Here is a 19,047-nt window from a genome sequence, read left to right on the forward strand (position 1 = left end):
GAACAGCAAAAACCGATCTCGAGGACGGGAGAGCGTTCACTTGCAGCTTGAAGCTTATGACTTGAAGCTCCCCGGAGGGGTCTATGAGCTATGTGATCGACCGACGTCTGAATGGCAAGAACAAGAGCACGGTGAACCGTCAGCGCTTCCTGCGGCGTTACCGTGACCACATCAAAAAGGCCGTCGAAGAGGCGGTCAGCCGGCGCTCCATTACCGATATGGAGCACGGCGAGCAGATCAGCATCCCCGGTCGCGACATCGACGAACCGGTGCTTCATCACGGTCGTGGTGGTAAACAGACCGTCGTGCATCCCGGCAACAAGGAGTTCACCGCCGGTGAACACATCGCTCGTCCACCGGGCGGTGGCGGCGGCCGAGGTCCGGGCAAGGCCGGCAACTCTGGCGAAGGCATGGACGAGTTTGTCTTCCAGATCACTCAGGAAGAATTCCTCGAATTCATGTTCGAAGACCTCGAACTGCCGAACCTGGTCAAACGCAACCTGAGCGGCACCGACACCTTCAAAACCGTGCGCGCGGGGATCAGCAACGAGGGCAACCCGTCACGAATCAACATCATCCGCACCTTGCGTTCAGCGCACGCGCGGCGCATTGCGTTGTCTGGCAGCAGCCGGGCGAAACTGCGCGAGGCCAAGGAAGAACTCGAGCGCCTGAAACGCGAAGAGCCGGACAACTTCGGCGATATTCAGGAACTCGAGGCTGAAATCGAAAAACTCAGCGCGCGCATTCACCGCGTGCCGTTCCTCGACACCTTCGACTTGAAATACAACCTGCTGATCAAACAGCCGAACCCCAGCTCGAAAGCCGTCATGTTCTGCCTGATGGACGTTTCTGGCTCGATGACACAGGCGACCAAGGACATCGCCAAACGCTTTTTCATCCTGTTGTACCTGTTCCTCAAGCGAAACTACGACAAGATCGACGTGGTGTTCATCCGCCACCACACCAGCGCCCGGGAAGTTGACGAGGAGGAGTTTTTCTATTCACGGGAAACCGGCGGCACGATTGTTTCCAGTGCATTGAAACTGATGCAGGAGATCATGGCCGAGCGTTATCCGAGCAACGAGTGGAACATCTACGCGGCGCAGGCTTCCGACGGTGACAACTGGAACGATGATTCGCCGATCTGCCGCGATATCCTGATCAATCAGATCATGCCGTTTGTGCAGTACTACACTTACGTGGAGATCACCCCGCGTGAACATCAGGCCTTGTGGTACGAATACGAACGCATTGCCGATGCCTTCTCTGACACATTTGCCCAGCAGCAACTGGTCTCGGCCGGGGATATCTATCCGGTCTTCCGTGAACTCTTCCAGCGCAGGTTAGTGACATGACCGCCAAAGAGCAGAAGCGCCAACCCATTTCAACCGGCTCCGAATGGACGTTCGAGCTGATCCAGACTTACGACCGCGAAATCGCCCGCATCGCGGCCGGCTATGCACTGGACACCTACCCCAACCAGATCGAAGTGATCACCGCTGAACAAATGATGGACGCCTATGCCTCGGTGGGCATGCCGCTGGGTTACCACCATTGGTCTTACGGCAAACACTTCCTCAGCACCGAAAAATCCTACAGCCGCGGGCAAATGGGCCTGGCGTACGAGATCGTGATCAACTCCGATCCGTGCATCGCTTACCTCATGGAAGAAAACACCATCTGCATGCAGGCGCTGGTAGTCGCGCACGCGTGCTATGGCCACAACAGCTTCTTCAAGGGTAATTACCTGTTTCGCACCTGGACTGACGCCAGCTCGATCATCGACTACCTGGTGTTCGCCAAGCAGTACATCATGCAGTGCGAGGAGCGCCACGGCATCGATGCGGTGGAAGACCTGCTCGACTCCTGCCATGCGCTGATGAATTACGGTGTCGACCGCTATAAACGCCCGTATCCGATTTCCGCCGAGGAGGAACGGCGGCGGCAGAAAGATCGTGAAGAACACCTGCAGAAGCAGATCAACGATCTGTGGCGCACCATCCCCAAAGGCGCAGACAAATACAGCGACAAGGACAACGCACGTTTCCCGGCCGAGCCTCAGGAAAACATCCTCTACTTCATCGAGAAACACGCGCCGTTGCTGGAACCCTGGCAGCGCGAGATCGTGCGGATCGTGCGCAAGATCGCCCAGTACTTCTATCCACAACGCCAGACTCAAGTGATGAACGAAGGTTGGGCGACGTTCTGGCACTACACGCTGATGAACGACCTGTACGACGAAGGCCTGGTCACCGACGGCTTCATGATGGAGTTCCTCACGTCGCACACCAGCGTGGTGTTCCAGCCGGGCTTCGACAGCCCCTACTACAGCGGCATCAACCCCTACGCACTGGGCTTTGCCATGTACCGTGACATTCGACGCATGTGCGAGGAGCCTACAGAGGAAGATCGCCACTGGTTCCCGGATATCGCCGGTACCGACTGGCTGTCGACCATCAAGTTCGCCATGAGCAGCTTCAAGGACGAGAGCTTTATCCTGCAATACCTGTCACCCAAGGTCATCCGCGATCTGAAACTGTTCAGCATCCTTGATGACGATCAGAAGGACGATTTGCTGGTACCGGCGATCCATGACGAAACCGGCTACCGAATCATCCGCGAAACCCTGGCCGCGCAGTACAACCTCGGCAATCGTGAGCCGAACGTGCAGATTTACAGCATCGATCGTCGTGGTGACCGTTCGCTGACCCTGCGCCACCAGCAACACGATCGCAAACCGCTGGGTGACTCTACCGACGAAGTGCTCAAACACCTGCATCGCTTGTGGGGCTTCGACATCCATCTGGAAACCCTGCAGGGCGACCAGATCATGAAAACCCATCACGTTCCGCCACGCAGCGAACACAGCGAGGGGGATTACGGTCGGCTCGACCTGGCCGTCATTCATCTTTGATCCGGTTCTGGCCTCCGAAAGTCTGACGCAAGGGTTATCCTGTCGGGCTAACGGAGGTTTTTTATGCAGATTTACAAGGTTGGCGGTGCGGTGCGTGATCGCTTGCTGGGCAAACCGGTCACCGATATCGACTGGGTAGTCGTTGGTGCTACCACGGAAGAAATGCTCGCCCTGGGCTATCGTCCGGTGGGCGCGGATTTTCCGGTTTTTCTTCATCCAAAAAGTGGTGAGGAATATGCCCTTGCCCGTACCGAGCGCAAAAGTGGTCGAGGTTATGGCGGCTTCACTTTTCACGCCAGCCCCGAAGTGACGCTTGAAGAAGACTTGATCCGTCGCGACCTGACCATCAACGCCATGGCCGAGGACGATCAGCAGAATTTGACTGATCCCTACCACGGTCAGCGCGATCTTGAAGATCGAATCCTGCGCCATGTTTCTCCGGCGTTCGCCGAAGATCCGCTCCGTGTACTGCGTGTTGCCCGCTTTGCTGCCCGCTATGCCGATCTCGGTTTCACCGTTGCGCCGCAGACCCTGGAACTGATGCGCCAGCTCAGCGAATCCGGCGAACTGCAAGCGCTGACGGCCGAGCGTAGCTGGAAGGAAATCTCCCGAGCACTGATGGAAGATCAGCCACAGGTGTTCATTCAGGTGCTTCGCGACTGTGGCGCACTGAAAGTACTGATGCCAGAAGTCGATGCGCTTTTCGGCGTGCCGCAACCGGAAGTCCATCATCCGGAAATCGACACCGGCATTCACACATTGAGCGTGCTGGAGCAATCAGCTCTGCACAAACAACCGCTCACCGTACGCTGGGCCTGCCTGCTGCACGATCTAGGCAAAGGCCTCACCCCAACCGAGGAATGGCCACGGCACATCGCTCACGAGCACACAGGGCTGAAACTGATCAAAGCGGTCAACGAACGCTTCAAGGCGCCGAAGGATTGCCAGGAATTGGCGTTGCTGGTTGGCAAATACCACACCCACGGGCACCGGGCGCTGGAGCTGAAGGCTTCGACGCTACTGGAGTTGTTACAGAGCTTTGATGTGTATCGCCGGCCGCAACGGTTTGAAGAGTTTATCGTTGCGTGCGAGATGGATGCCCGGGGCCGCAAAGGACTGGAGCAAAGGAGTTACCCACAGGCGGATTATTTGCGCGGCGCGGCGAAGGCTGCGCGGGAAGTCGCGGTGCAGCCGTTGCTGGAGAAAGGATTCAAGGGGCCCGAACTGGGCGAAGCGTTGAAGCGTGAACGGCTCAAGGCCTTGAAAGTGTACAAAGAGAACGCCTGAAGCAAGATCAAAAGATCGCAGCCTGGGGCAGCTCCTACACGGGGTTATCTGTAGGAGCTGCCCCAGGCTGCGATCTCTTGCTTTTAAAGATTCTCAGGCGTGAGTTGCTCACCCCGCCATTCAAACGCGACCGGTGCCAGCACCTGATCAATCTGCGCTTCTGCCCACAACGTCGCGAAGCTTTTTCCCACGCCCGGATGCACACGATCCGGCGCAATCAGCGACAACGGCCACAGCACAAAGGCGTTTTTCAGAATTTCAGCGCGCGGCAAGACCAAGCCATCGAAATTACCTGCCAGATCGCCGTACAGCAGCACATCGATATCCAGCGGCAAGCCCTTGCGATCCGGCGCATATCGGCCGTTATCCGCCTCGATAAATTTCAAGCGGCGATCCAGCTCCGTCAATGGCAGGTCGGTGAAGGCCGACACCACAAAGTTGAAGAACGGCCCGCTCTTGATCCCCACCGGCTGGCTCTCGAACACCGCCGAACAGCGGATATCCACCAGAAACGTCGCCAGCGCATCAAGACCTGCGCGCAAATGCGTTTCGCGCTCGATGTTGCTACCGAGCCCAAGATAGACCTGAGTCAGCGACATCCGCGCTCGATCTCCACACCGACACCGCCCTTGGCGGCAGGAACAGCGCCGGGCTTGGTCAGTTTGAGACGCACCCAAGTGATCTTGAACTCGCTCATCAGCACCTCAACCAGACGCTCGGCAAAAGTCTCGACCAATTGAAACTGCGCCTGCTCGGCAAAAGCCTGAATCCGCGTGGAAACGCTGGCGTAGTCGAGCGCCAGGGTCAGGTCGTCGCCGGCGGCGGCTGGGCGATTGTCCCAGGCGAAGCTCAGATCAAGACGCAAGCACTGTCGGATGCCGCGCTCCCAGTCGTAGGCACCAATGACGGTGTCGACTTCCAGGCCCTCGATAAACACTCTGTCCAAGCACTTTTCTCCGCTGCACGACAAGGGCGCAATGCGCCGTTAGAATCAGGGCGTCCTCGCCCGGAATAGTTAGCATGTTTTGGTTACTGGCGACCTTCGCCTACCTGCTCGGCTCGCTGTCCTTCGCCATTTTGCTCAGCCGCCTGACCGGAAACCCGGATCCGCGAATGAGTGGCTCAGGCAATGCCGGTGCCACCAACATGCTGCGCCTGGCCGGTCGCAAACTCGCGATCCTGACCTTGCTGGGTGATCTGTGCAAAGGCCTTGTGCCGGTGCTGATAGCAGCGGCTGCGGGCCTTTCGCTGCAGGATCAGGCCTGGATCGGCGTATGCGCCGTGATCGGCCACCTGTTCCCGCTGTATTTCCGCTTCCGTGGCGGCAAAGGTGTTGCTACCGCTGCCGGCATGCTCCTGGGCCTGTATCCGCCCGCCGCGCTGCTCGCCGTTTGCGCCTGGCTGCTGACGTTCTACCTGACCCGCACCAGTTCGCTGGCAGCGCTGATTGCCACGCCACTGACCCTGCCACTGCTGGCCTGGCAGGAACCGGAGGCGCTGTTGCCGATGAGCGCGTTGACGCTGCTGATCGTCTGGCGCCACCGCGGCAATCTACGCGACCTGTTTGCCGGGCGCGAACGGCATTTTTAAATACCGTTCATGAGCGCCGCTCATCACAACGCTGACAACTGCTCCATCGGCCAGCGCGCCTGCACGCTGATCGCCAGACTTTCCTGCTGGCCGGCCTGCAAGCGCTGGCAACCGGCAAACGCGATCATCGCGCCATTGTCAGTGCAGAACTCGGGACGGGCGTAGAACACATCGCCCTGCATGTCACCGAGCATCTTCTCCAGCGAAACACGCAAAGCCTTGTTGGCACTGACGCCACCAGCGATCACCAGACGCCTCATGCCCGCCTGTTTCAGGGCGCGCTTGCACTTGATGGTCAAAGTCTCCACCACGGCCTGCTGGAACGCCAGCGCGATGTCGCAACGGGCTTGCTCGTTGTCGTCCCCGGCGCTGACGCACTGCTGCCAGGCGTTGAGAGCAGAGGTTTTCAGACCACTGAAGCTGAATTGCAAACCCGGGCGATCACACATCGGACGCGGGAAAGTGAAACGTCCTGCGACGCCTTTCTCCGCCAACTTGGCGATTTCCGGCCCGCCCGGATAATTGAGGCCCATCATCTTCGCGGTTTTGTCGAACGCTTCGCCCGCGGCATCGTCGAGCGTTTCGCCAAGCAAGCTGTATTGACCGATGCCATCGACCTGAACCAGCTGCGTATGACCACCGGAGACCAACAAAGCGACGAACGGGAATTCCGGTGGTTTTGGCTCCAGCATCGGCGCCAGCAAATGACCTTCCATGTGGTGCACGCCAAGGGCCGGAATGCCCCAGGCAAACGCCAGCGCTTGCGCGCAGGAAGCACCGACCAGCAACGCACCAACCAGGCCAGGGCCCGCGGTGTAGGCGATCGCGTCGATCTCGGTCGGCACGCAGTCAGCCTCGGCCAACACCTGACGAATCAAGGGCAGCATGCGCTTGACGTGGTCACGCGAGGCCAGTTCCGGCACCACACCGCCATAGGCGCGGTGCAGGTCGATCTGGCTGAACAGCGCGTCGGCCAGCAGGCCGCGCTCACTGTCATATAATGCGACGCCGGTTTCGTCGCAGGAGGTTTCTAATCCCAGTACTAGCATGGGTTTGCGCCTTGTTTAGGCTGAATTCGAAGGCGCGCATAATAGTCCCCGAGTGATGCCCCGACCAGCGGTTTTCGATCAGAGGCTTTGCATTCCGAGCGATGAGGGGTTAACATCCGCAACCCTTAAAAACCGACGTCTTCAAGTGCTCTTTTGCCGCGAGGATGTTGACCCCGGTAATGAATGAAGGTAGCTCTGGATGCCAGCCGTCAAAGTTAAAGAGAACGAACCCTTCGACGTAGCTCTGCGTCGTTTCAAGCGCTCCTGCGAAAAAGCCGGTGTACTGGCTGAAGTTCGTAGCCGCGAATTTTACGAGAAGCCAACTTCTGAGCGTAAGCGCAAAGCAGCAGCCGCTGTTAAGCGTCACGCCAAGAAAGTTCAGCGCGAACAGCGCCGCGCCGTTCGTCTGTACTAATACACAGACGTTCGTAGCAAGCTTCTTGCCTAAGCCCGGCTCTCAGCCGGGCTAATGGCATTTGCGTAAAACGCTTGATGCTTCACTGTCGAAGCCGCACACGCGACCGAGACAAATCTGCTTCAAACGTCAGACCTGGCTCTTTTGCCAGCGGTGCACGTCTTTTCTGACGAGCCTTTCAAGGCTACTGACGAGCACACCCACTGATTCCTCTCACGACGATCAGCCCAAGGCACCTGCATGCGTGCCCGCTTTATTGAGCTATCCGAGGCCTCTTAACCGGCCGCCAGCGGATTCAGCGCAACACTTTCAAATAGTCGAAGACTGATAGGTACTAACGTCAGTGGATTTTCGGCAGATACACTTCCCGACAGCGATTATGCAGACGACACCGGTCGAGCCGCACATTTTGCGTGCTTACAACAACGACCCGCGTCCGGCCGCCCTTCGCATCGGACTTATTGCAGCGCAGACGACGAGAATGCCATGGCCGGGCTGATACCCCAGAGCTTCATTGACGACCTGCTGAACCGCACCGACATCGTCGACGTGGTCAGTTCGCGCGTGCAATTGAAGAAGGCCGGCAAGAACTACACCGCCTGTTGCCCGTTTCACAAAGAAAAAACCCCGTCTTTCAGCGTGAGTCCCGACAAGCAGTTCTATTACTGCTTCGGCTGCGGCGCGGGCGGCAACGCCCTCGGCTTTCTCATGGATCACGACAACCTGGACTTCCCCCAAGCCGTTGAAGATCTGGCGAAAGCCGCCGGCATGGAAATCCCCCGCGAAGAAAGCGGTCGCCCGCACAAACCGCGTCAGCCAACTGATTCGCCGCTGTATCCGCTGCTCACCGCCGCCGCCGACTTTTATCGGCAGGCGCTGAAGAGCCATCCATCGCGCAAAGCCGCGGTGGATTACCTCAAGGGCCGCGGCCTGACTGGCGAGATCGCCCGGGATTTCGGCCTCGGCTTCGCGCCGCCGGGCTGGGACAATCTGTTCAAACACCTGAGCAGCGACACCCTTCAGCAAAAAGCCATGATCGACGCCGGCCTGCTAATCGAGAACGCCGAAACCGGCAAACGCTATGACCGCTTCCGCGATCGCGTGATGTTCCCGATTCGCGACACCCGCGGGCGCATCATCGCGTTCGGTGGCCGCGTACTCGGCGACGACAAGCCGAAGTATCTGAACTCACCGGAAACCCCGGTATTCCATAAAGGCCAGGAACTCTACGGCCTCTATGAAGCACGCAAGAACAATCGCAACCTCGACGAAATCATCGTCGTCGAAGGTTATATGGACGTCATCGCTCTCGCCCAGCAAGGCCTGAAAAATGCCGTCGCAACACTGGGCACCGCGACCAGTGAAGAACACCTGAAGCGCCTGTTCCGCGTCGTGCCGAACGTATTGTTCTGCTTCGATGGCGATCAGGCCGGCCGCAACGCCGCATGGCGCGCCCTGGAAGCGACGTTATCGAGCTTGCAGGACGGCCGTCGCGCGCGCTTCCTGTTTCTGCCCGAAGGCGAAGACCCGGACACCTTGGTTCGCGCCGAAGGTACCGACGCCTTCAAAGCCCGGATCAATCAGCATGCGCAGCCGCTTGCCGATTATTTCTTCCAGCAACTGACCGAAGAAGCCGATCCACGCTCGCTCGAAGGCAAGGCCCATATGGCTACCCTCGCTGCACCGTTGATCGACAAAGTGCCGGGCGCCAACCTGCGCATCCTGATGCGCCAACGCCTGACCGAAATTACCGGCCTGAGCAGCGAAACCGTCAGTCAGCTCGCGCAAAGTGCGCCGCAGGAAGCGCCGCCCGCCTACGATCCGGGCATCAATTACGACGCAATGCCGGACTACAGCGACTACCATCAGCCGCAGGCACAGGACATGTATGTGCCGCAGCAGGAGTGGACGCCGAAGAAACCCGGCGCTGGCGGCAAGAAGTGGGACAAGAAGCCTTGGGATAAAAACGGCAAGCGTGGCGGCGATCGCGATCAACAACGTCCGCGCACACCGATTGGTGTTGAATCGCCGACCCTGACCGCCCTGCGCACACTGCTTCATCACCCGCAATTGGCCGAGCGCGTTGAAGACGCCGGACACATTGCGGACGAAAATCAGACCAACGCTCAGTTGCTTGTGGCGCTGCTCGAAGCCGTACAGAAGAATCCCAAGCTAAACTCATTTCAGTTGATCGCGCGATGGCACGGCACTGAACAGGGTCGCTTACTCAAGGCACTGGCTGAAAAGGAGTGGTTGATTGACGGCGATAACCTTGAACAACAGTTTTTCGACACCATTACTAGCTTGTCAGCCCGCCAACGCGAGCGAAATCTGGAACAACTGCTCAGAAAAGCGCGTCAAAGCGAACTGAGCAGCGAAGAGAAAAATCAACTGCGCGACCTATTAAGTCGCAATGTTTCCGCATCAAACCCGACCTCAACTGGCGCGTGAGGTCATAGCTCAGGTATAATCCTCGGCTTGTTTTTTGCCCGCCAAGACCTTCAGTGGATAGGGTGTTATGTCCGGAAAAGCGCAACAGCAGTCTCGTATTATTGAGTTGATCAAACTGGGTCGTGAGCAGAAGTATCTGACTTACGCCGAGGTCAACGACCACCTGCCCGAGGATATTTCAGATCCTGAGCAGGTGGAAGACATCATCCGCATGATTAACGACATGGGGATCCCCGTACACGAGAGTGCTCCGGATGCGGACGCCCTTATGTTGGCCGACGCCGATACCGACGAGGCCGCTGCGGAAGAAGCAGCAGCTGCGTTGGCAGCAGTGGAGACCGATATCGGTCGTACCACTGACCCTGTGCGCATGTATATGCGTGAAATGGGTACGGTCGAGCTTCTGACACGCGAAGGCGAAATCGAAATCGCCAAGCGGATCGAAGAAGGCATCCGTGAAGTGATGAGCGCAATCGCGCACTTCCCTGGCACGGTTGACCACATTCTCTCCGAGTACACTCGTGTGACCACCGAAGGTGGCCGCCTGTCCGACGTCCTGAGCGGTTATATCGACCCGGACGATGGGATTGCGCCGCCTGCCGAGGTGCCGCCGCCTGTCGAAGCGAAAGTCGCGAAAGCCGACGACGAAACCGACGACGATGAAGCCGAATCTTCCGATGACGAAGAAGAAGCCGAAAGCGGTCCGGATCCGGTTATCGCTGCCCAGCGCTTTGGCGCTGTCGCCGATCAGATGGAAATCACCCGCAAAGCGCTGAAAAAGCACGGTCGCAGCAACAAGGCAACAGTTGCCGAATTGTTGGCGTTGGCCGAGCTGTTCATGCCGATCAAACTGGTTCCGAAGCAATTCGAAGGCCTGGTCGAGCGTGTTCGCGGTGCCTTGGATCGTCTGCGTCAGCAAGAGCGCGCGATCATGCAACTGTGCGTACGTGATGCACGTATGCCACGCGCCGATTTCCTGCGTCAGTTCCCGGGTAACGAAGTCGACGAAAGCTGGTCCGACGCCCTGGCCAAAGGCAAGAGCAAGTACGCCGAAGCCATCGGTCGCGTTCAGCCGGACATCATCCGTTGCCAGCAGAAGTTGATTGCGCTGGAAACCGAAACCGGTCTGACCATCGCAGAAATCAAGGACATCAACCGTCGCATGTCGATCGGTGAGGCCAAAGCCCGCCGCGCGAAGAAAGAGATGGTTGAAGCCAACTTGCGTCTGGTGATCTCGATCGCCAAGAAGTACACCAACCGCGGCCTGCAATTCCTCGATTTGATTCAGGAAGGCAACATCGGCCTGATGAAAGCGGTGGACAAGTTCGAATACCGTCGTGGTTACAAGTTCTCGACTTATGCCACCTGGTGGATCCGTCAGGCGATCACTCGCTCGATCGCCGACCAGGCCCGCACCATCCGTATTCCGGTGCACATGATCGAGACGATCAACAAACTCAACCGTATTTCCCGGCAGATGTTGCAGGAAATGGGTCGCGAACCGACCCCGGAAGAGTTGGGCGAACGCATGGAAATGCCTGAGGACAAGATCCGCAAGGTATTGAAGATCGCTAAAGAGCCGATCTCCATGGAAACGCCGATCGGTGATGACGAAGACTCCCATCTGGGTGACTTCATCGAAGACTCGACCATGCAGTCGCCAATCGATGTCGCCACTGTTGAGAGCCTGAAAGAAGCGACTCGTGAAGTACTGTCCGGCCTCACTGCTCGTGAAGCCAAAGTACTGCGCATGCGTTTCGGTATCGACATGAACACCGACCATACACTCGAAGAAGTGGGCAAACAGTTTGACGTAACGCGCGAGCGGATCCGTCAGATCGAAGCCAAGGCGCTGCGCAAGCTGCGCCACCCGACGCGAAGCGAGCATCTGCGCTCCTTCCTCGACGAGTGATACCAGAACCCCCGGCCCAGGCCGGGGGTTTTGTTTATTAGGCAGATTAAATCCCGCGCACCACCCCTCCCCCGCGTACCGCGTCTACACTCGAAACAATCATCCCCGAGCCATAACGAGAGCGTTATGCCCAGATTGGCGTCCGTGCTTTTTTTGCTGTCACTGATGATCTGGACCGCAACCGCTGACGCGCTGACTCTGACCGATGAAGAACGTAGCTGGCTGGCGGCTCACCCGGACTTGCGTCTGGGTGTCGATGCTTCGTGGCCGCCCTTTGAGTTTCGCGACGACCAGGCGCGCTACCAAGGCCTCGCGGCTGACTATATCGACGTGATTCGCCAGCGTCTGGCGATCAAACTCACGCCGATCGAGCCGGTCAACTGGACCGTGGTGCTGGAGCAGGTCAAACAAGGCAAGATCGATCTGCTGCCGGGCATCATGTCGACCCCGGAACGCCAGACCTACCTGTCATTTACCCGCCCCTATCTCGACTTTCCAATTGTCATCCTCGCTCATGTCGGCGGCGCGCAACCGCGCAAACTTGAAGACCTCTACGGCCTGAAAATCGCCGTGGTTGAAAACTACGCGCCACATGAACTGCTGCGCACCCACCACCCGGACCTGAATCTGGTAGCCATGCCCAATGTCAGCTCGGCATTGCAGGCTCTGGCAACCGACGAAGTGGACGCTGTCGTCGGTGACCTCGCCTCCAGCGTCTGGAGCCTGCGCCAACTCAAACTCGACGGCCTGTATGTCAGCGGCGAAACCCCGTATCGCTATCAACTGGCGATGGGCGTGCCACGCGACAACAAGGTGCTGGTCGGCATTCTGGACAAAGTTCTCGCCGACATGAGCCCGGACGAAATCAGCAGCATTCAGGAGCATTGGGTCGGCAACGTCCTCGATCACCGGACGTTCTGGTCGGATCTGCTGGTTTACGGCCTGCCCGGCTTATTGGTACTGGTCAGCGTGCTGGCGGTGGTTATTCGCATAAACCGCCGCTTGAGCTCAGAAATAGCCCGGCGTATCGACCTCGAACAGGAACTGCGTAGCAGCGAATACCACTATCGCGGGTTGGTCGAGAGCTTGTCGGCGATTGCCTGGGAAGCGCGGATGAGTGACTTCACCTACAGCTATGTCTCGCCCCACGCTGAAGACTTGCTCGGTTATCCACTGTCGCATTGGTTGATACCGGGGTTCTGGCGCAACATCATTCACCCGGCGGATCTGACCCGCGCCCAAAGTTTCTGTGACCATGAAGTGCTGGCCGGGCGCGATCACAGCCTCGATTACCGAGTGATCACCGCCGACGGTCGCTGCCTGTGGGTGCGCGACATCGTCAGCCTGATCGAACACGGCCACGAGCCCGTCATGCGCGGCTTGATGATCGACATCAGCGAAACCAAACGCACCGAAGAGGCGCTGCGACTTTCGGAGCAGAAATTTGCCTCGGTGTTCCAGCAATGCCCGGACATTCTGGTGATTGCTCGACTGTCCGACGGCTGCCTGCTGGAGGTCAACGAAGCCTTCGAAGAACAGATCGGACTCAAGGCCGAGGAAGTCATCGGCCAGACCGCCACCGACCTGAATATCTGGGGAATTCCCGGCGTCGGGCCTGGCCTCTTGCAACGCTTGCAGGCCGGCAGCATCCGTAACCTGGAAATGCCCTTTCGCCGCAACAATGGCCAGGTTTTTACCGGCCTGATTTCTGCTGAACCCTTCGATCTGGATACCACACCCGCGCTGGTGGTTGTGGTGCGCGACATCACCCAGCTCAAGGAAACCCAACAACAACTGCAAACCTCGGAAGAGAAGTTCGCCAAAGCCTTCCATGCCTCACCGGACGGCTTGCTGCTGTCGCGACAGAGCGATGGCTTGCTGTTGGAAGTGAACGAGGGTTTTAGCCGCATCACTGGCTTCAACAGCGCCATGTCGGTGGACCGCTCGGCGCTGGATCTGGGGATCTGGGTCAACCTCAACGAACGCAAACAGATGCTCGATCTGCTGCACCGCGACGGTTTCGTACGCGACTTCAGCTGCCACATTCGCCGCAGTGACGGGCAGATTCGCCTGTGTGAGGTGTCCGCCCGTCCGCTGCCGATCGGTGATGAAGACTGCATGCTGACCATCGCCCGCGATATCACCGAACGCCATCTGATGCAGGAAAAGCTGCAACAAGCCGCGACGGTATTCGAAAGCACTGCCGAAGGCGTGCTGATCACCGACACTCAGCAGCACATCAGCGCGGTCAACCGCGCCTTCACCGAAATCACCGGTTACAGCGAAAGCGAAGCCCTCGGCCATACGCCACGCTTGCTCGCTTCCGGCCTGCATGACAGCGCGTTTTACGCAGCGATGTGGCACCAGTTGACCGACGAAGGTCATTGGCAGGGCGAGATATCCAACCGACGCAAGAACGGCGAGCTGTATCCGAGCTGGCTGACCATCAGCGCCGTGCGCAACCGTGACAAATTCATTACGCACTTTGTCGCCGTGTTTGCCGACATCTCCAGCCTCAAGCACGCCCAGGCGAAGCTTGATTATCAGGCACACCACGATCCGCTGACCGGTCTGCCGAACCGTACATTGTTTGAAAGTCGCTTGCTGACGGCGCTGAACAGTCAGCAGGAAAACGGTGGCCAAGGCGCAGTGCTGTTCCTCGACCTCGATCGTTTCAAACATATCAACGACAGCCTCGGTCACCCGGTCGGCGACCTGCTACTCAAGGGGATCGCCGTTCGCCTCAAAGAACAGCTGCGCGATATCGATACCGTGGCGCGCTTGGGCGGCGACGAATTCATCATCCTGCTGCCTGGCCTGCAACAGGCCAGCGATGCCGACAACATCGCCACCAAACTGCTCAACTGCTTCGGAGCGCCGTTCCAGGCCGGCGAACACGAATTTTTCATCAGCGCCAGCATCGGTACCAGCCTGTATCCGCGCGATGGTTGCGACGTGGCCACGCTGGTGAAAAACGCCGACGCGGCGATGTACCGCTCCAAAGCCAAGGGCCGCAACCGCGTCGAGAGCTACACCCGCGACCTCACCGCCCAGGCCAGCGAGCGTGTGGCGCTGGAGCACGAACTGCGCCGGGCCATCGAACGCGATGAGCTGTTTCTTTACTACCAACCGAAAATCAGCCTCGACGACCACAGCCTGGTCGGTGCTGAAGCGCTGATCCGCTGGCGCCACCCAACCTTCGGCGAAGTACCGCCGGAGCACTTCATCCCGCTGGCCGAAGAGAACGGTATGATCCTGCAAATCGGCGACTGGGTATTGGAGACCGCGTGCCGGCAGATGTTCGAATGGAACCAGATCTACGACAGCCTCGGCCCGCTCTCGGTCAATCTCGCCGGCGCGCAACTGCGCCAACCAAATCTGCTCGGGCGCATCGAACAACTGCTCAAGGACAACCGCCTGCGGCCGGATTTACTGCAACTGGAAATTACCGAGAATTTCATCATGAGTCAGGCCGAGGAGGCACTGGCGGTCCTGCACCAACTCAAACACCTCGGCGTGCAACTGGCCATCGATGACTTCGGCACTGGCTATTCCTCGCTCAGTTACCTCAAACGCCTGCCGTTGGACATCCTCAAGATCGACCAGTCTTTCGTCCGCGGATTGCCCGATGACCCCCACGACGCAGCGATTGTGCGTGCCATTATCGCGCTGGGGCGGAGCATGCAATTCACTGTCATCGCCGAGGGCGTGGAAACCCAGGCACAACAACAATTCCTCGCCGCCGAGGGCTGCGAACAGATACAGGGCTACATCGTCAGCCTGCCGCTACCGCCAGAAGAATTCGCCGCAACGTTTCTTCGTGTAACCGTATCGGATTATTCGGATAGCACAGCCGAGAAACCGTCGCTATAATCCGCGGCCTACTGAGGGCCTATAGCTCAGTTGGTTAGAGCAGAGGACTCATAATCCTTTGGTCCACGGTTCAAGTCCGTGTGGGCCCACCAAATTGAAAGCCACGTATTACGTGGCTTTCGTCGTTTCTGGCATTTGAAAAATCGGCCAACCGGATTGCAAAAAACGCGTTCCGTCCATAATCCGTCCAGATACTGCGACCGACACCTCATCCCTACACAAGTGAGCCAGCAGTCGCACTCCACCAGTAAAACGCATTTGCTAAAAGGCGAGGGCTTCTGCTTCCATGAGGGCGGCCTTTAACCAAAGCGCGGCCCTGGCAGTTGCTTCGCGACAGTTGATACTGGCTCACTTGCGGCAATCGGACTTGAGGCCTGCCGAACGTTGCGCCGCAATCGCCCTTTTGCAAGGATTCGCAAAATGAGTGGTAAACCTGCTGCACGCGTTACCGATCCGACCGCCTGCCCTTTGCCCGGGCATGGAACAAACCCCATCGTTTCGGGTTCACCGGATGTCATATTCGAAGGCCTGCAGGCCGCACGAATGAACGACGCCACCGCTTGCGGCGGCCACATTGTTTCAGGAGTGTCCTCTACTGTTTTCATCAATGGCCAACCCGCCGCCATGCTTGGCAGTGTCACCGACCATGGTGCGCCGGTCATTCAAGGTGCGAGCACAATCATCATCGGCGACACGCATACTCCCGCCCCTTTCATCCCGATCCCGTCTCTACCCGCACCGTTCTCCGGGCGCTTTCAACTGATCAACCAGGAAACAGGCAAGCCCATGGCTGGCCGCAAGGTCAAAGTGTGGTCCTCCTCTGGCACCAGCCTCTTCGACACTACTGATTCCGAGGGCATGACTTGTTGGGTCAAGGATAAATCGCCGCAAACCCTTCACATCGACCTCGTGCCTGGTGAAAGCAATGACTGAACCGTCAGTATCCCAAGGTGGCATGAAACCAGATGGTCAGATGAACCCTGTCAGCGTCCTGGAGCCCAAACTCGATCCGCGAGACCGGAAGGTACTTTGCTCGGCGATGTGTTATTGCCGCACCAAGCCGAACATCAGCACAGACGGCAAGAAAAGCCTCAAACAGGCCTGCGTAGCTCAGCGTCTGCTCGAACTGGACGAAATTCTGCAAGGGCGAAGCCCCTATAAGCCGGAAGTCAGTTACGACATGACCAAAGACCCTCCACAGCCGATCATGGATAGCCAGACAGGTACTCAACCGCATGGCTGGATTCCGGGCTGGATCAGGAAGTACTGGCATCTGGACCCGGATCATCCACCGTTCGAGGCTGACACTGGCATGATTCGCCGACCCGATGTGCTGGTACTGAATAACCCGAGCGGTGTGCCGACCCAATCAAACATCAAGGTATTGGTGGAGATGAAGTTTCCCCCGACAAGGAAGATCCCGAGCAGGCTCAGGCTTACGAGAGGATCGCTGGCAGTGAGCAGAAGGTAGTGATAATGGGGCCCAAAGATTGTGACTGCGATCAGGAAGAGCAGACATCCAGAATCCCGAATGAAGAGCTGGGGTGGGCGGCTGGAATCGCTAGCGCCATCCTGTTCGTGGTGACCCGAGGACGCTCGCGCCCCATGCTGCCCGCGTATTAAGTTAACGGAGTAACCCATGGAACAACCATTCAACATGGCTGCAGAGTTGATCAAACAGCCCCATGTATTGGAGATACCGGGCAACTTGCTGATGAAAGGTGGCCCGGAGGACTATATCGGCGCCGTTCTTTGTTTACGCGCAACGCTATATTTCAAGGATGCCCATACGCCCTTGGTTAGAGAGGCACTGTGTAAGTGCTTTGACGAGTTCCAGCTATTGGCCGATGGTCACTTGACGTGGCTCATGCGTGACAACCCGCCTCAAGGGGAGCGTGTCACCCCATACGCCCAGGCGCGTAATCTGCGCGCAATTATGGGCCCCATGGGGGAGAACGATTTTCTGAGTGTCCATTACACCAGTGGCAAACAATCCCAAGATGCCAGCCCATGGCTTTTCAGTGTTTTGGGCCCCCGTGCCTGGCAAGCCAACATGGGCAACAATATTGGTGTACTGGAGTTTTCGGTACCGCTGTTGTTCCAGGAACAAAATCCGCTGAGTTTCTTGAAACTGTTCTATGGATTCGCACGCCGGATAAACCCACAGCAAGGCTACGCAGGCCATGCGTTCAATCTGTCTGTCGGAAATCAGGATGACAATCAGCCCACGGAGGCCTTCATGGCCGCGCGTATGCCAGGGCTGGATGTAGGCTCCGCGTTTTTGCTGTCGGGTCGTAAAACCTTCAAACAAGCCAAGATCAAAACAGTCAGTTGGCTCACGCTTTTAGATAATGAACGCCTGGAGTCAGCCGGCGGCCTGGAAGCTCTGCGAGCACAACTACCCGCCAGCCACTTCGCGTTTTATACCTACAACGAAGGTGTGATCATCCAGTCAGGCGCCCACCCCTACATCGCCGGCGATGCCGAAGATCTGAAGCCGGCTCCCTATGTGCTGATTAACCACTTGCTGAAACCCGTTCGCTACGAGTCTGTCGGGTCGCTGCATGGCAACAGTCACATGGGTGAATTGAGGTTGGTCGGATGGTCAGCAGATCAGTGGCTCAAGCGTCTGGATATCGACAACAGTTCGATGACAGATTGGCGCGTCAAGTTGCTGCGCGACGAACCGCATCTGGACTCTACAAATTCGCTGGCAGAACGCTTATAACTACCAGCGCGTAGAGAAAAACCAACGCCCGCTGCACATGCTGAACCGCCCGTGAAGGGCGGTTTTTTTGCGTGGGCTTTTTCATTCATGAGATTGCCTGCGCGCGGAAGAAAATTCGTCGCCCACGAAGTGCCACTGAGTGCCGAACATGAGCACGACCTTCCGCAGCGTCCTCGCTATTGAGCCTGTAACATGCAAAAACCACTGATCCGCGCCAAAGGAGTTGCCCTTGCCAGACACCCGCCCCCGCACTCGATGAAATCGACCGCCAGTTGATCGCCGCCCTGCAGATCAACGCTCGCGAAAGCGTGGCAATGCTTGCTCGCCAGTTGGGCATTGCGCGCACCACCGTGACCTCACGATTGGCGCGACTGGAAAAAGCCAAAGTGATCACCGGTTATGGCGTGCGTTTGGGACAGCGCGTGGTTGATGGCGGCTTGCAGGCCTACGTCGGGATCAAGGTGCAGCCGCGTTCCGGCAAAGAGGTGGTGCGTCGGTTGAGTGCGATGGCGCAGGTACAGCAGCTGTGTGCGGTGAGTGGGGAGTTTGATTATGTGGCGTGGTTGCGCACGGATTCGCCGGAGCAGCTGGATCAGTTGCTGGATCAGATTGGCGGAGTGGATGGGGTGGAGAAGACCACCACGTCGATCATTTTGAGTAGCAAGATTGATCGGGGGCAGCCGGTTTAGGTTTTCTCACCGGGATTTCTCGGTTGAATATGAAGGCCTCATCGCGGGCAAGCCCGCTCCCACAGTGATCGAAGTGAAGTCAAGCATCGTCACTCTGCTTAATTAATTATCAAAACGACGACACTTTGCGTCTTATTAA

General features: G+C 57.9%; 15 protein-coding genes and 1 tRNA gene. 13 read left to right on the plus strand and 3 right to left on the minus strand.

Translation table 11 applies throughout. The annotated features are described in order from the left end of the window. Positions 1-83: 83 nt before the first annotated feature. The 3 genes from JFT91_RS02770 to JFT91_RS02780 all read left to right on the plus strand — a co-directional run bounded on the left by JFT91_RS02770 (position 84) and on the right by JFT91_RS02780 (position 4,201). Positions 84-1,355, plus strand: a complete 1,272-nt coding sequence (locus JFT91_RS02770) for a YeaH/YhbH family protein (RefSeq protein WP_008085192.1) — start codon at positions 84-86, stop codon at positions 1,353-1,355. Continuing rightward, the gene (locus tag JFT91_RS02775; protein WP_201148890.1) at positions 1,352-2,914 is read left to right on the plus strand and encodes a SpoVR family protein; all 1,563 of its coding nucleotides are present in this window, start codon (positions 1,352-1,354) and stop codon (positions 2,912-2,914) included. The genes JFT91_RS02770 and JFT91_RS02775 overlap by 4 nt, the downstream gene beginning before the upstream one ends. A gap of 63 nt (positions 2,915-2,977) precedes the next feature. Continuing rightward, positions 2,978-4,201 (plus strand): multifunctional CCA addition/repair protein, encoded by a 1,224-nt coding sequence (locus JFT91_RS02780; protein WP_201231495.1) that lies wholly within the window; start codon positions 2,978-2,980, stop codon positions 4,199-4,201. 83 nt (positions 4,202-4,284) lie between these two features. On the opposite strand, the gene folK is transcribed toward JFT91_RS02780, so the two are convergent. Together folK and folB are read right to left on the minus strand one after the other, a co-directional pair. Next, positions 4,285-4,800, minus strand: coding sequence for a 2-amino-4-hydroxy-6-hydroxymethyldihydropteridine diphosphokinase (gene folK / locus JFT91_RS02785; RefSeq protein WP_201231496.1), 516 nt, complete (start codon positions 4,798-4,800; stop codon positions 4,285-4,287). Further along, complete coding sequence (gene folB, locus JFT91_RS02790) at positions 4,791-5,147, minus strand: dihydroneopterin aldolase (RefSeq protein ID WP_064390789.1); 357 nt, start codon at positions 5,145-5,147, stop codon at positions 4,791-4,793. Before folB ends, folK begins: the two co-directional genes overlap by 10 nt. 74 nt (positions 5,148-5,221) lie before the next feature. Here folB and plsY point away from each other — a divergent pair, with 74 nt between their 5' ends. Next, positions 5,222-5,791, plus strand: coding sequence for a glycerol-3-phosphate 1-O-acyltransferase PlsY (gene plsY / locus JFT91_RS02795; RefSeq protein ID WP_201228752.1), 570 nt, complete (start codon positions 5,222-5,224; stop codon positions 5,789-5,791). Positions 5,792-5,814: 23 nt separating this feature from the next. Here the strand turns inward: plsY and tsaD are convergent, their stop codons facing one another. Next, positions 5,815-6,840, minus strand: coding sequence for a tRNA (adenosine(37)-N6)-threonylcarbamoyltransferase complex transferase subunit TsaD (gene tsaD / locus JFT91_RS02800; RefSeq protein ID WP_201148912.1), 1,026 nt, complete (start codon positions 6,838-6,840; stop codon positions 5,815-5,817). Between the two features lie 199 nt (positions 6,841-7,039). Here tsaD and rpsU point away from each other — a divergent pair, with 199 nt between their 5' ends. The 9 genes from rpsU (at position 7,040) to JFT91_RS02845 (ending at position 18,908) form a co-directional block, all read left to right on the plus strand. Continuing rightward, on the plus strand, positions 7,040-7,255 hold the full coding sequence (gene rpsU / locus JFT91_RS02805) for a 30S ribosomal protein S21 (RefSeq protein WP_002551877.1): 216 nt from the start codon (positions 7,040-7,042) through the stop codon (positions 7,253-7,255). 486 nt (positions 7,256-7,741) lie between these two features. Continuing rightward, entirely contained in the window at positions 7,742-9,706 is a 1,965-nt protein-coding gene (gene dnaG, locus JFT91_RS02810) for a DNA primase (RefSeq protein ID WP_201148913.1), read from the plus strand. 67 nt (positions 9,707-9,773) lie between these two features. Beyond that, positions 9,774-11,618 carry an RNA polymerase sigma factor RpoD gene (gene rpoD / locus JFT91_RS02815; RefSeq protein WP_201228756.1) on the plus strand — a complete coding sequence of 615 codons (1,845 nt, stop codon included), beginning with the start codon at positions 9,774-9,776 and terminating at the stop codon, positions 11,616-11,618. 126 nt (positions 11,619-11,744) lie between these two features. Next, entirely contained in the window at positions 11,745-15,491 is a 3,747-nt protein-coding gene (locus tag JFT91_RS02820; RefSeq protein ID WP_201228758.1) for a bifunctional diguanylate cyclase/phosphodiesterase, read from the plus strand. A 15-nt stretch (positions 15,492-15,506) separates the two neighbouring features. Beyond that, positions 15,507-15,583: transfer RNA gene (locus JFT91_RS02825), tRNA-Ile, on the plus strand. 328 nt (positions 15,584-15,911) lie between these two features. Beyond that, positions 15,912-16,424, plus strand: coding sequence for a PAAR domain-containing protein (locus JFT91_RS02830; protein WP_201231497.1), 513 nt, complete (start codon positions 15,912-15,914; stop codon positions 16,422-16,424). After that, positions 16,417-16,962: a VRR-NUC domain-containing protein gene (locus JFT91_RS02835; RefSeq protein WP_242489206.1), complete on the plus strand. Its 546-nt coding sequence runs from the start codon at positions 16,417-16,419 to the stop codon at positions 16,960-16,962. Before JFT91_RS02830 ends, JFT91_RS02835 begins: the two co-directional genes overlap by 8 nt. A 168-nt stretch (positions 16,963-17,130) precedes the next feature. Continuing rightward, complete coding sequence (locus JFT91_RS02840) at positions 17,131-18,219, plus strand: DUF3396 domain-containing protein (protein WP_201231498.1); 1,089 nt, start codon at positions 17,131-17,133, stop codon at positions 18,217-18,219. Positions 18,220-18,491: 272 nt separating this feature from the next. After that, entirely contained in the window at positions 18,492-18,908 is a 417-nt protein-coding gene (locus tag JFT91_RS02845) for an Lrp/AsnC family transcriptional regulator (protein ID WP_207196766.1), read from the plus strand. Positions 18,909-19,047: the final 139 nt, after the last annotated feature.

This window comes from Pseudomonas sp. TH08 (genome assembly GCF_016651275.1).
Taxonomy (GTDB): domain Bacteria; phylum Pseudomonadota; class Gammaproteobacteria; order Pseudomonadales; family Pseudomonadaceae; genus Aquipseudomonas.

Coding starts and splice junctions, on each gene's coding strand:
- JFT91_RS02770 (WP_008085192.1), top strand. CDS start 84: ATGAGCTATGTGATCGACCGACGTCTGAATGGCAAGAACAAGAGCACG.
- JFT91_RS02775 (WP_201148890.1), top strand. CDS start 1,352: ATGACCGCCAAAGAGCAGAAGCGCCAACCCATTTCAACCGGCTCCGAA.
- JFT91_RS02780 (WP_201231495.1), top strand. CDS start 2,978: ATGCAGATTTACAAGGTTGGCGGTGCGGTGCGTGATCGCTTGCTGGGC.
- folK (WP_201231496.1), bottom strand. CDS start 4,800: ATGTCGCTGACTCAGGTCTATCTTGGGCTCGGTAGCAACATCGAGCGC.
- plsY (WP_201228752.1), top strand. CDS start 5,222: ATGTTTTGGTTACTGGCGACCTTCGCCTACCTGCTCGGCTCGCTGTCC.
- tsaD (WP_201148912.1), bottom strand. CDS start 6,840: ATGCTAGTACTGGGATTAGAAACCTCCTGCGACGAAACCGGCGTCGCA.
- rpsU (WP_002551877.1), top strand. CDS start 7,040: ATGCCAGCCGTCAAAGTTAAAGAGAACGAACCCTTCGACGTAGCTCTG.
- dnaG (WP_201148913.1), top strand. CDS start 7,742: ATGGCCGGGCTGATACCCCAGAGCTTCATTGACGACCTGCTGAACCGC.
- rpoD (WP_201228756.1), top strand. CDS start 9,774: ATGTCCGGAAAAGCGCAACAGCAGTCTCGTATTATTGAGTTGATCAAA.
- JFT91_RS02820 (WP_201228758.1), top strand. CDS start 11,745: ATGCCCAGATTGGCGTCCGTGCTTTTTTTGCTGTCACTGATGATCTGG.
- JFT91_RS02830 (WP_201231497.1), top strand. CDS start 15,912: ATGAGTGGTAAACCTGCTGCACGCGTTACCGATCCGACCGCCTGCCCT.
- JFT91_RS02835 (WP_242489206.1), top strand. CDS start 16,417: ATGACTGAACCGTCAGTATCCCAAGGTGGCATGAAACCAGATGGTCAG.
- JFT91_RS02840 (WP_201231498.1), top strand. CDS start 17,131: ATGGAACAACCATTCAACATGGCTGCAGAGTTGATCAAACAGCCCCAT.